The sequence below is a fragment of the Treponema primitia ZAS-1 genome, from assembly GCF_000297095.1.
Classification (GTDB): Bacteria; Spirochaetota; Spirochaetia; order Treponematales; family Breznakiellaceae; genus Termitinema; species Termitinema primitia_A.
Map to the genome: position 1 here is coordinate 51,413 of NZ_AEEA01000030.1, position 11,635 is coordinate 63,047.

Annotated in this window: 12 protein-coding genes; 5 read left to right on the plus strand and 7 right to left on the minus strand. The window is 54.3% G+C overall.

From position 1 onward, the window contains the following. Positions 1-18: 18 nt before the first annotated feature. The 6 genes from yajC to TPRIMZ1_RS0104675 all read right to left on the minus strand — a co-directional run bounded on the left by yajC (position 19) and on the right by TPRIMZ1_RS0104675 (position 3,926). The gene (gene yajC, locus TPRIMZ1_RS0104650) at positions 19-402 is read right to left on the minus strand and encodes a preprotein translocase subunit YajC (RefSeq protein WP_010255719.1); all 384 of its coding nucleotides are present in this window, start codon (positions 400-402) and stop codon (positions 19-21) included. Between the two features lie 85 nt (positions 403-487). Next, on the minus strand, positions 488-778 hold the full coding sequence (locus tag TPRIMZ1_RS0104655; RefSeq protein WP_010255721.1) for a hypothetical protein: 291 nt from the start codon (positions 776-778) through the stop codon (positions 488-490). A 12-nt stretch (positions 779-790) separates the two neighbouring features. Continuing rightward, positions 791-952: a rubredoxin gene (gene rd, locus TPRIMZ1_RS0104660; protein ID WP_010255722.1), complete on the minus strand. Its 162-nt coding sequence runs from the start codon at positions 950-952 to the stop codon at positions 791-793. A gap of 11 nt (positions 953-963) precedes the next feature. Then, positions 964-1,539 (minus strand): rubrerythrin, encoded by a 576-nt coding sequence (gene rbr / locus TPRIMZ1_RS0104665; protein ID WP_010255723.1) that lies wholly within the window; start codon positions 1,537-1,539, stop codon positions 964-966. 94 nt (positions 1,540-1,633) lie between these two features. Continuing rightward, a complete protein-coding gene (locus TPRIMZ1_RS0104670) occupies positions 1,634-3,361 on the minus strand; it encodes a tetratricopeptide repeat protein (protein WP_010255724.1) in 1,728 nt (575 codons plus the stop codon). Between the two features lie 10 nt (positions 3,362-3,371). Further along, on the minus strand, positions 3,372-3,926 hold the full coding sequence (locus tag TPRIMZ1_RS0104675; RefSeq protein ID WP_010255725.1) for a LiaI-LiaF-like domain-containing protein: 555 nt from the start codon (positions 3,924-3,926) through the stop codon (positions 3,372-3,374). A 65-nt stretch (positions 3,927-3,991) separates the two neighbouring features. Between TPRIMZ1_RS0104675 and TPRIMZ1_RS0104680 the strand changes: the two genes are divergently transcribed. The 3 genes from TPRIMZ1_RS0104680 to TPRIMZ1_RS0104690 are packed head-to-tail and all read left to right on the plus strand — an operon-like array spanning position 3,992 to position 7,308. Next, positions 3,992-5,092, plus strand: coding sequence for a tetratricopeptide repeat protein (locus tag TPRIMZ1_RS0104680; RefSeq protein WP_026043522.1), 1,101 nt, complete (start codon positions 3,992-3,994; stop codon positions 5,090-5,092). Next, on the plus strand, positions 5,059-6,411 hold the full coding sequence (locus tag TPRIMZ1_RS0104685; RefSeq protein WP_232616739.1) for a lytic transglycosylase domain-containing protein: 1,353 nt from the start codon (positions 5,059-5,061) through the stop codon (positions 6,409-6,411). Before TPRIMZ1_RS0104680 ends, TPRIMZ1_RS0104685 begins: the two co-directional genes overlap by 34 nt. Positions 6,412-6,420: 9 nt before the next feature. After that, positions 6,421-7,308, plus strand: a complete 888-nt coding sequence (locus TPRIMZ1_RS0104690) for a polymerase (protein ID WP_081503620.1) — start codon at positions 6,421-6,423, stop codon at positions 7,306-7,308. 9 nt (positions 7,309-7,317) lie between these two features. Here the strand turns inward: TPRIMZ1_RS0104690 and hisD are convergent, their stop codons facing one another. Continuing rightward, a complete protein-coding gene (hisD, locus tag TPRIMZ1_RS0104695; RefSeq protein WP_010255733.1) occupies positions 7,318-8,601 on the minus strand; it encodes a histidinol dehydrogenase in 1,284 nt (427 codons plus the stop codon). Between the two features lie 99 nt (positions 8,602-8,700). Between hisD and TPRIMZ1_RS0104700 the strand changes: the two genes are divergently transcribed. Together TPRIMZ1_RS0104700 and TPRIMZ1_RS0104705 are read left to right on the plus strand one after the other, a co-directional pair. Further along, the gene (locus tag TPRIMZ1_RS0104700; protein WP_010255735.1) at positions 8,701-10,524 is read left to right on the plus strand and encodes an ABC transporter substrate-binding protein; all 1,824 of its coding nucleotides are present in this window, start codon (positions 8,701-8,703) and stop codon (positions 10,522-10,524) included. Between the two features lie 5 nt (positions 10,525-10,529). Beyond that, positions 10,530-11,630, plus strand: coding sequence for an ABC transporter permease (locus tag TPRIMZ1_RS0104705; protein WP_038077869.1), 1,101 nt, complete (start codon positions 10,530-10,532; stop codon positions 11,628-11,630). The last annotated feature ends 5 nt before the right edge of the window (positions 11,631-11,635 follow it).

Here is an 11,635-nt window from a genome sequence, read left to right on the forward strand (position 1 = left end):
CATCAGCTCCGAAAAAAATTAGTTCTTTGTCTCTTCCGTATCGTCAGCCGGCTTATCTTCGATTTTTTCAACCGCCTTGCTCGCTTCTACTACAGTAGCAATAGCACTGCGGGAAAACTCGATCTTGGTATTTTCGTCTACCTTGAGTACCACCGAGCTTTCTTTAACACTCTGGATAACCCCGTGAACACCGCCGATAGTCACAATCTTATCACCCTTTTTAAGGGCGCCCAGCATTTTCTGGGTTTCTTTTTGCTTCTTGTTCTGGGGACGAATAATAAGGAAATAGAAAATTCCGATGATCAGGATAAAGGGAATGAAAGTACTGATCATGGAACCGGGGCCGCCGCCTTCGCCTCCCTGGGGGGCGCCCAGGAGCAGGGGGAAAACAAATGAATTCATAATAGTGTACATCCTTTCGTGATATAAAGCTTTTGGTAAAATACCATGCGAAGGAAGGAAGGGTCAAGGGGCGTATAAGCAAGTATTAGAGGACGATGGCGCGCTTTACCTCTATGGGGAAGACACCGAAGAGACGGTCCAGGGAAGAGGATGGGGTATAGGTGGTACCCGCCGCTTTGTTGTAGAATTCCAACACAATTTCCAGGTCTGCGGTATCCTTGGAATAGATTGCGGAGGAATAGGCGGCGCGGAAAAGGCCCTTCTCGGCCAGTTCGCGGGTCGAAAGAGAGCCGTTGCGGCGCTTAGCTTGACCGTCCACCACTGCTGCGGGGCCGTCATAACCGATGGTAAATACAAAATCTTCCCTGGAAAGCATGAAAACTCCTTCTTACTGGGGGGAGAAACCGTCTTTCCCGACCCCACAAGTAGGACATACCCAGTCGTCGGGGAGAGCGGCAAATTCGGTGCCAGGTTTAATGCCGTTGGCATCATCACCTTCGGTGGGATCGTAGATATATCCACAGGTATCACATACAAATTTCTGAGCCATTTGGTAACCTCCTACCAGTTTTTCCCTAATACTTCAAAATAATCCCGGGGATGGGCACAGGCGGGACACGCCTTGGGAGCCTCGGTTCCTTCATATATATACCCGCAGTTCAGGCAGCGCCAGGATATGCTCTTTTCCTTTTTGAAGACCGTTCCGGAATCGACGTTTTCCTTAAGCTTATGGAAACGCTTGGCGTGCTGTTTTTCCGCCACCGCGATGTTTGTAAAAATTTCGGCAATGACGTTGAAACCCTCCGCCCTGGCGATTTTGGCGAATTCGGGGTACATCTTCTTCCATTCGTGATCCTCCCCGGCGGCGGCGGCGGCAAGGTTATCGGTTGTTTTCCCGATTACCCCCGCGGGGAAGGAATATTCGATGGTTAAATCCCCCCCCTCGAGGAACTTAAAGAGCCGCTCGGCGTGTTCCTTCTCCTGCGCTGCGGTCTCGGTGAAAATATTGGAAATCTGGACAAACCCATCTTTCTTGGCAGCGCTGGCCCAGAAGGTATACCGGTTCCTCGCCTGGGACTCCCCGGCAAAGGCGATAAGCAAATTTTTTTCAGTTTTGGTTCCCTTAAGATTTGGCACTCCATACTCCTTCATCTGAATATATACCTATATGATTAACCCTTTTCAAATGATTTTCAAGTAAAATGGAGAAAAAATAATCATAATCTTGGTATCAGTGTTCCTCAAGCTCCGCTTCGTAGCGCCTAAGCTGGAGATTATCCGGCGCCAAAGCCAGGGCTTGCTTGAGGTAGTAAACAGCCCGGCGTTCGTCTTTGCGGCGATGATAGATTTCGAACATTGCGGTAAGGGCATTGAGGTTTCGGGGATCCTCAAAAAGACTGGAGCGGAGGTCGTTCATCACTAATTCTTCGTTGGACCGCAGACGGCTGCGGAGATAATAGTAACGGCTCTTCATAATGCCCCCGCTCAAGGAGGCTAAACGGGTTTCCAGAAGGGCGGCGGCTTCGGACTGCCGACCTAGATCGATCAGGGCGGAAATATAGGCAATGACCCCCTCTTCGTTGGATGGGTCCGCATCGTAGAGCTCCTGGGCATAGGCGAGGGCGGCTCTCCTGTTCCCCAGGCCCCTCTCCACAGTATAGGCGAAGAGGACATCCTGGGGGGAATGGCGTTCCGTTAAAAGCCGGTCCAGGTAGGGCTGGGCGTCTGTCCAGGCCTGACGGTGTACCGCATCCTGAAGCGCCAGGGATGTTACCTCCAAGGATGGTTCCTGGGTATTTAAGAGGCGTGTTAAGAGTTCCCGGCCTTCGGCCTGATCCTCGGAATGGGTAGACCCCATAAGGAGCTGCGCCGCATACACCAACGCCTCCTCGTCATCTTCAGAAACACGGAGCAGGGAGCGCAGATAGTTCAAAGCCCCATCTCTGTTCCGGTATCCTTCGGCCTGAACCCGGGCACGGAGAAAGAGGTAGAGCCGGTTATTAGGATTAATAATGGAATAGAGATCCAGAGGCGCCTGGGCTTGGGTGAACCGGCCTTGCTCCACCAGGAGATGGGCCTGCATCAGGATAAACTGCCCATCCCGTGGAAGCCCCGGTTCCCTGTCCCGCTGGAGAACCTCCGCTATAGCCGGTTCCGCCCGGGCCCAATCCCGGTTGTTGTAGTAGGCCAGGGCCATCTGCCGTTTAATAGAAATATTATCGGGATACATGATGACCATGGTGGAAAGCAGTTCTATTTCATCCTGGACTGCCCCCTTGAAATTCAAAAACCGGGCAAGTCCAAGCGCGGCGGGGTAGAATTCCTCGGATATACCGTAAGCCCAGGTGTACTGTTCTGCGGCCTTTTCCCACTGACCGGTCCTCTCTCGGACAAGGCCGGTAAAATAAGGCGCCAGTACCCCCTGGGGATTAAGCTCCCGGGCACGTTTCAGGTCCGGCAGGGCGTCCAGAAGCCGGTCCTCACGTCTTTCATCCAGAATCGCCAGAAAAGGGAGAACCAATTCAAGATAATCCTGAGAATTCCGCGGGGGGGAATAATAGCTTCCCCGCTCCGCCTCCTGTAGGATCCTGGTATAACTGTGGATACGGGGCGGATCCACAGGGGGCAGGAGGACCCGCACATCAGGGTAGAGCCTTTGCAGCAGGGTTACCGATACGGCGGCCATCACCCTGCCGTAATCCCCTTCCCGCAGGTTCCGGCTGTCGATAAGATCCAGGGCCTTGAGCAGGGAAGAGGGGAGACCGCTTTCCACCAGGGAACGAATTTCATCCGCCACCCCTCCCCCGGGGGTCCTGGATACCTGGGGAGGCTCCTCAACGGGAGCCCTAGGGATGGACAGGGGCGTTTCTGCCACCGACGCATGGCTTCCACAGGACATAAGCGCCGCAGAAAAAAGAAGCCACACCAGTGGCCGGTAAAAAAGCACCCTATTCAGCATAGTCTTGCCATTACGGCTTTGGAGGTCCCGAATTATTTTTTGTACCCAGGGATATGAGAACCAGGATTAGGCCTATGAGAACTACCAGGAGGGGCCACCAGCTGATTACGAAGTGTTTAAAGGAAAAGGGGGCCAGACGGAATGAAAAAACCATCAGGATACAGCCAAGGAGGACAAATACCACCGCGGGAACCACATAGCGGGTACGTATTGCCCCAAAACGGTGCCAGCCTGCGGGTAAAAGAGCAAGCCCGGCAAATATGGACAGCAGAGGCCATCCCTGGGAAAAAGAAAAGGGGATAATGCGGAGGGCGGAAAGGAAGAGGAAAAAACCTATCAGCAGAAAAAAGGTGGCAAAAAACAAATAAACGGATCGTTTATTCAATTTTATAGCAAAAAAGGCACAAAGAGCGCCGATAATGACAAAGAAGAAAGCCCTTAGTACGGAAAAACGGGTAGTACCCTCCAGGGTCCCCAATAAAAAGGCGCTCCCGAAGAACATAAGGAGGAGTCCGATGATAAAGGCAATACGTGCGGTGATTTTGCGGACTGTTAATCGATCCATAGTATCAAGTATAACAATACTTTGCTTTGCTTGCCAATGGGAAAACCCTATGTTAGGATCAGAGTGTGCGAATTAATTTTTCGCGTTTAGCGGTGCTGCCCCGCCTATGGCGATTTTTCTTTGTGTTTCTTTTGCTTGGCACCCTGATGGTATGCGCCACCGGAGACTCCCGGAATATTAATGGGGGCGTGGATCCTTATTACCTCACCGGGACCAAGGAGCAGCAGGAAGTATTTCTGGATCTCTTCAGCCTATTGGCCAGGGAAGCCCAGAGCGGGGAGGAACAGTTTTCGGTGGTTAGGGAAATTGCCAATGAGTATGCCCAATTGAAGGAATACGGCCGTTTGATCAACTTTCTTACCTCCTGGACCTATACCCACCCGGAAGATCCCTACTCCGCCTATTACCTGCTCATGACCGCTTATGCCTATACCCAGCAGGAAGCCTACGCCATGTCGGCCCTGTACTTTGATCTGATCGTTAAAAATTATCCCGACCTAACCCTCCGGGGCGAATCGATCCACCTCATCTGCCTTAACCAGCTGATCACCCTTACGGATAATCCGGAACAGCGGGTCTGGTACTACCAGGAGCTGATTTCCCGGTTTCCCGATAAGATCGATCCGGGGCTTACCTACTTTATGCTGGGCCAGGCCTATGAACGGATCGGCGAGTGGAACAGGGCTATCCAGGCCTACACGCAGTTCCTGCCATACTATGGAACCGTAATCCCGGGCTTCCCCGAGGCGGACAATTATGCCAAGCATCTGGTGGACTTTAACAATTCCCGTAAAGATTGGACCTTTGAAAACCTCAACTCCCTCCTAAGCGCGGTCCGCAGCGCCCTGGACAACGGGAGCAGCTGGCAGCTGCGGCGCTATCAGGCCAAGGTCAATTTCTTTGCCCGGTCCTGGGGACAGGAAGACCGGGATAATTCGGGGATGGCGGAATTCAACCTTTCGGATTTTATGATGAGCAACCAGATCCGTTACGCCGCGGAGCTGGATACCAATTCTAACGCAAACGAGGCCTACCTCCGTACCTGGGGCTGGTCCCAGTATATTTCCACCTGGTACCTCTATTTCCGAAAGATCAACTTTCCCTCGGACCCGGAAATTCACGGACGATGGGAATGGGCGGGGATCTACTACGGAGAAAAATTCTGACCCGCCCTGTGATCCGTGGTTATTCCTTGGCGCTGATCCTGATGGCTGCGGTACAGCTTGGGGCGGAAACCCCGGAGTTTGAAGTCCCATCCCGGTCCCAGCGGCAGGTCCGCAGCGCCAAGCCGGAGCGGTTTATCCGCCAAACCCACGGCGGTCAATCAAGTGAGAAGCTCCCATCCTCCATACCGGGGCTGGATAATCCCCTGACCCAGCGGTATATACAACAATACTCCGCAAGCGGCGGCCTGGCCTGGCTAAGGGCAGTGATGGACCGGGGCGGGCCCTATATGGGTTTCATACTTCGGGAAGTACGGGAGCGAAACCTGCCCCCGGAACTGGCCTACCTGCCGGTAATCGAATCGGGCTTCCTGGCCACCGCGATAAGCCGCTCCGGGGCTGCCGGGCTCTGGCAGTTCATGCGGAACAGCATAGGTGGCTACGGCATGGGGATCACCGACTATGCGGATGAGCGGATGGACTTCTGGAAGTCCACCCAGGGGGCCCTGAAAAAGCTGGAGGACAATTACAAACAGCTGGGAGACTGGCCCCTGGCTTTGGCGGCATACAATGCGGGAATGGGCGGGGTCAACCGTCTGATACAGCAAACCGGCGTCCGGGACTACTGGACCCTGGCGGAACGGCGGCTTCTGAAAACCGAAACCATCCACTATGTTCCCAAACTATTGGCGGTCTCCTATATTTTGTCCAACCCCCGGCAATTCGGCTTTTCTCCGCCCTGGCCGGAGGATCCCCAGTGGACCAGGGTTAGTCTGGACCGTTCGATAGACCTGGAACTGTTGGCGGAATACGCCGGGATAGACCGGGATATGCTTAAAAAAGGAAACCCGGAACTCCGGTATACCATAACCCCGCCGGTAAAGGGCTACCAGCTCAAGGTACCCCAGGCGGATGCCCCGGCGGTACTTGCGGCGCTGGAACGGGAGGATCTATCCCTGATCCGCTACTATTTCCATACCATAGGCTACGGGGATACTATCTCCGCCCTGGCCCAGCATTACCGCCTGAGTGTGGACCAGATCCTGGCCGCCAATCCCGGTACGGAGGCGCGGTTTCTCCAAATCGGCAGGAAACTCCGCATTCCCGCCATTACCAACGCCGGCCCTTATCAGCGGCAGCCTGCGGGGGAAAGCGGGAATCTTGTTTTTGAGGGGACCCACCTGGTTAAGCGGGGAGAAACTCTCTGGTCCATCGCCCTGGCCTACGAAGTGGACCCCCAGGTTTTGGCGGATGTCAACAACATGGGCTTAAATGATGTACTGCGTGAGGGAAGAATCCTGAAAACGCCGATACTTAAATAGAGGTTTGGGTTGAAGAAAAGAATTTTCTTTTCACTATTGATATGCGTCTCATTGGCGGCTTACGGACAGGATTTGGGTATTGTGGGGGCGGTGGAATGGGAGACCATGGAGATTACCGCTTCCGTAGCCCTGAATTTAAGTTCCGCGGGGATACGGCTGCCCACCGGAAGAGCCCAGGCGGAGGAGCTGCTCTCCACCGAATATCCCCGGCTGGTAAGGCCCTCCATTTTGTCTATCCCGGTGGATTCCTCCAGTACCGTGGGGGATCTGATTGACCGGGGAGAATTTACCCTTCAGAATGTGGGGAACATCGCCCTTGGCGCCCGCAGGATTCCCCCGGCGCTTTCCACAGACATGGCTTCCCTTACCGCTTCCTATACCATAGATCTAAGGCGCATCGGGGCGGCGCTTATCCGGCACAGCCGCCCTATGGATATCATCCGTCCCCTGCGGCCCATACCCGCCGCGTCCTACACGGGGATCATCATCCTGGCAGGGGAAACCCTGCCCATACGGGGCCGGAACGCCGAGAGCCTGGTACTCCCCTGCTTGTTTCCGAAGATCTGGGATACGGACATGAACCTGATATACGAACGGAACATGATGAACACCGATACTGCGCAGAACACCAGTATGGTCCGCTACGTAACGGAGTCCGGGGTCTTCCGCCCCACCCCCTCGGGACTCAGCCCGGAACTCACCGCCCTGGTGGGGAACAACCCCCTGCGTATCATAGCCCGGGGCGTATACGGCATACGCCCAACGGATCCCATTATCGACCGGGAGGATGCGCTTATCATCCTTTCCTCGGATGAAAACCTCCGGCTCCTGCGTGAAGGCCGGGTCGCCCTTATGCTAAACCAAGGTGTCCTGAGGAATCCGCTGGCGCAGGAATAGGCAACACCGTCATTTTCCTTCCTCAACCCGGAACCGGACAGAATCCCTGTGGGCGTACAGCCCCTCTGTTTCGGCGAAATGCATGGCGGGAACCGAAAGCCTCCCGCAGCCCTCCCGGGAAACAAATTGGTGAAAAGGCACCTTGATAAAGGTTCCCACCCAAACGCCGTTTGAATACCGGGCGGTGGACATGGTGGGGAGGGTATGGTTCGTACCGGATACAAAATCACCGAAGGCTACCGGCGCGTAGTGGCCCACAAACAGGGAACCGTAGTGCAGCAAGCTATCCGCCACATCCCGTTCAATCCTTGGATCAACCTGTACTTCAACATGTTCCGGTGCAAGCTCGTTGGAGAGGGCAACGGCGTCATCAATACGGTCGGCAAAAAAGACGGACCCGTTATCGGTCCAGGACTGGATGGCCACATCCCGGGTGGGGAGGTCCTTGAGGAGACGCTCCAATTCTGCGAGGGACTTTTCTATGATACCCCTATCGGTACAGACCAGGATGGGTTTTGCGGCCGGATCATGTTCCGCCTGGGCGAGGAGGTCGATGGCGATATGCACGGGGTTAGCGGTTTCATCGGCGATGATTAGGACTTCGCTTGGCCCGGCTAGGCTGTCGATGCCCACATCACCGAGTACCTGCCGTTTGGCCTCGGTTACAAAACGGTTACCCGGACCTACGATGAGGTCCATCTTCGGCACCGCACCCGCGCCGTAGGCATAGGCGGCAATGGCCTGGGCGCCGCCCATACAGAAAATCTCGTCCGCCCCGGCGATATCCATGGCAACCAGCACCGCCGGATGTATGGTACCGTGTCCCGCCACCGGGGGGGAACAGGCGGCCGCGTATTTAACTCCGGCGACCTTCGCCACCGCCACGCTCATGAGGGCAGTACTCGGCAGGGGGTAACGTCCGCTGGGAATATAGCAGCCGCACTTCTCCACCGGAACCAGCCGGTGCCCCAGTTCAACCCCGGGAATATCACTGGTATAATGGAGGGGCTTGATACAATCGAGCTGTTTTTTCGCAAAATCGCGGATACGGCCTGCGGCAAAGCGAATGTGCTGTACCGTTTCCGGAGGAACCTGCTTGTAGGCTTCCGTAACAGCGCTGCTGTCAACCTTAACGCCGGCTATTTTGACATGATCAAATTTTTCCGCATAAGCAATAAGGGCCGCTTCTCCATGGGTCCGCACATCATCAATGATGTTCATCACGGTTTTGGTTAATTCCTGATCCCGCTTGTAGGTTTTTTTCTCCGCCCCTTTGATCGTTTGTATACCCATTTTTCCCCCCAATGCTGTACAAAACTAAACTACCTAAAGCGTGTTGTCAAGTTAGTCCCTGCATTGACACCCCCCTCCCCGCCCGGCTATTATAAGCCCATGAAGAAATATATCTCCCTTATCGGTTTACTCGCCTTACTGACGATTCCCTCCTGCTCACGGAACGATGAGCTTTCCCTGGAGGATATTAACGCCCTTACCCCGGCGGGGGTTAAGGAGATCCTGGAAAAAACCGTTTCCAAGCCTTGGCGGGGAGAAGACTTTGTGCCCGGCAGGGTGGCAGGAACCTGGAACAGCGTTATGGATCAGGACCCGAAAAGTTTTAACATCCTCATTGCCCAGCAGGATGCGGTAACCGCAGGGGTGGTAACGGCCATGCAGGATTATCTTGTGGATTACGATCCCCTTACGCGGGAATGGAAGCCCCACTGCGTGTCCTTTGAGATAATCACCGATGAGGCGGCGGATAAACTGGATGTGATCTATACCCTCCGGGATGATATGTACTGGAGCTACTATGGTTCGGACAGAAAAATTAAGGTTACCAGTGATGATGTGATATTCTGGTACAACGAGATAGACGGGGATCCCGCTTTCCAGAGTTCCCGTTATTACCAGCAGTTTCTCACCATGGCGGACGGCAGTGAAGCCCATATCGATATCGAAAAAATTGATGACCGGCGCTTTACGTTTCATTTTCCCCGGATAGTGGCGGAACCGCTGCTGGCAACCAACGGGGAGATTGCCCCCCGCGCCGATTACCAGGAGGCCAAACGGGAACGGGGCGTCCAGGGGGTGATGGACCTTTTCGGCGTAAACACGGATCCTAAAAACATACCCTCCATGGGGAAGTGGTTCCTGACCGAATATACCGCGGGACAACGGCTGGTGTATAAGCGCAACCCCAATTACTGGGACAGGGATACTAACGGAAACGCCATACCATATTATGAAGAAGAAATTGTCCGTATCATTCCGGATGAAAATACCCAGTTCCTGCTCTTTAAGGAGGGCGAAACCGAAACCTATACCCCCCGTCCGGAGGATCTGGACGAGCTGGTAAACAAGGCAAACGCCGATTATACGATGTACCACAACGAAGGCGCCCTGAGTGCGAGTTTCTGGACCTTTAACCAAAATCCTCAAAACAAGGACAGCCCCCAGTACGAATGGTTTACCAAAAAAGAATTCCGCCAGGCCATGAGCCGCCTTTTAAACCGGGACCGGATTATTTCCCAGGTGTACCGGGGACTTGCCCTGCCGAAGCTCAGCCTCTTCCCCGAACCAAACCGCTATTATGACCCGGCGATTACCCTTCAGTATACCTATAGCCCTGAGGGTGCAGAAACACTGCTCGCCTCTATCGGCATCAAACGGGATAGCGCAGGAATAATGCGGGATGAAAAAAACCGGGCAATCGAATTTAATCTAACCATCCGCTCGGAAAGTACGATAATGAACGATATTGCATCAATAATTACGGACGAACTCAGCAGAGTTGGTATAAAAATAAACATCCGGGTCCTGGATTTTCAGAAAATAGTAGAACAAATGTTCAATACCTTTGACTGGGAATCCATGATCATGGGGCTCAGCGGGTCCCAAATGTTCCCCAGCCAGGGGAGTAATGTCTGGGCTTCCGAGGGGAATCTCCATATGTGGTACCCCCAGCAGGAAAGTCCCGCCACGGACTGGGAGGCCCGCATCGATTACCTTTACAACGAAGGGGCCTTTACGGTTGACCCGGTACAGGCAAAGGTCTACTGGGATGAGTTCCAGCGCATACTCCTGGAACAGTGCCCATTAATTTATCTGGTACGGCCCAGAAGTTTTACGGCCCTGCGGAACCGCTGGGATCAATCGAATGTCTACTTCGATAATCTGAATGGTTTTGAAGTAACCCATATATTCCTAAAACCGTGAACGCCATGAACCTGCTTGGCGTTTTTCGGTGGATTGGGGAACGGATAGTAAAGCCCTTCTACCTTTTTAAACAAAAGGCGCCCCTGGTTTCCTACATTCTGAATAGATTTATTACCATGGCGGTGATGCTCTTTATCTTAGGGCTGGCCGTCTTCGGTCTCATGGAGCTGGCGCCCGGGGACATTGTAGACCAGATTATGATGCAGCAGCTTTTCTCCGAGACCCAGTCCCGGGGGGGCAGTGCGGGGCTGAACCAGCAGGCCATGTCAATGGAACAATTGGAAGCCCGGCGGGCGTCGCTCGGCCTGGACCAGCCCTTCTACATCCAGTATTTCCGCTGGCTCGAACGGGTGGTCTTCCACGGCGACCTTGGGCAGAGCCTTATCAGCCGCGCGCCGGTGTCCTTCCTCATCGCCTCCCGGCTGCCTAACTCAATTTTACTCAACCTCATATCCCTGGTATTAATCACCTTCTTTTCATTTTTTCTGGGGGTCTACTTTTCTACCAAAGCGGGTACCCATGCGGATCTGGCCATAAGTTTCTTTGCCCTGGTACTCCACGCCTTCCCGGGGATGCTCATGTTAATATTACTGCAGCTCTTCGCCTCCGTAACCGGGCTCTTCCCAGTCACCGCCTATCCGCCCTTCCCCTTTGCCTCAAACCCCGGCGGCTTCGTCTTCTCCTATGCCCACCATATCTTCCTCCCCCTCCTGGCCTCCTTCCTCGGCGGCATCGGGGGAACCCTGCGGATGATCCGGGCCACCATGCTGGACCAGCTTGGGCAGCCATACATCGCAAGCCTCCGGGCCCGGGGCATCGGAGAATGGCGGGTTTACTTTAACCACGCATTCAGAAACACCCTGAACCCATACATCACCGGGAGCGCCAATCTCCTGGCCGGTCTCTTTTCCGGTTCCCTGATATTGGAGATCATCTTTGCCTACCCCGGCATCGGGCGGCTCATGTACGAAGCGGTGCTCCAGGAAGATATCAACCTGGTGCTTGCCAATATTATGTTCGTATCCTTCCTGGTCCTCCTGGGGATGGTCCTGGCGGACATACTTCTTGCGGTGGTGGACCCCCGCATACGGTACGGAAGGGAGTAAGGGTA

Coding starts and splice junctions, on each gene's coding strand:
- yajC (WP_010255719.1), bottom strand. CDS start 402: ATGAATTCATTTGTTTTCCCCCTGCTCCTGGGCGCCCCCCAGGGAGGC.
- TPRIMZ1_RS0104655 (WP_010255721.1), bottom strand. CDS start 778: ATGCTTTCCAGGGAAGATTTTGTATTTACCATCGGTTATGACGGCCCC.
- rd (WP_010255722.1), bottom strand. CDS start 952: ATGGCTCAGAAATTTGTATGTGATACCTGTGGATATATCTACGATCCC.
- TPRIMZ1_RS0104670 (WP_010255724.1), bottom strand. CDS start 3,361: ATGCTGAATAGGGTGCTTTTTTACCGGCCACTGGTGTGGCTTCTTTTT.
- TPRIMZ1_RS0104675 (WP_010255725.1), bottom strand. CDS start 3,926: ATGGATCGATTAACAGTCCGCAAAATCACCGCACGTATTGCCTTTATC.
- TPRIMZ1_RS0104685 (WP_232616739.1), top strand. CDS start 5,059: ATGGGCGGGGATCTACTACGGAGAAAAATTCTGACCCGCCCTGTGATC.
- hisD (WP_010255733.1), bottom strand. CDS start 8,601: ATGGGTATACAAACGATCAAAGGGGCGGAGAAAAAAACCTACAAGCGG.
- TPRIMZ1_RS0104700 (WP_010255735.1), top strand. CDS start 8,701: ATGAAGAAATATATCTCCCTTATCGGTTTACTCGCCTTACTGACGATT.
- TPRIMZ1_RS0104705 (WP_038077869.1), top strand. CDS start 10,530: ATGAACCTGCTTGGCGTTTTTCGGTGGATTGGGGAACGGATAGTAAAG.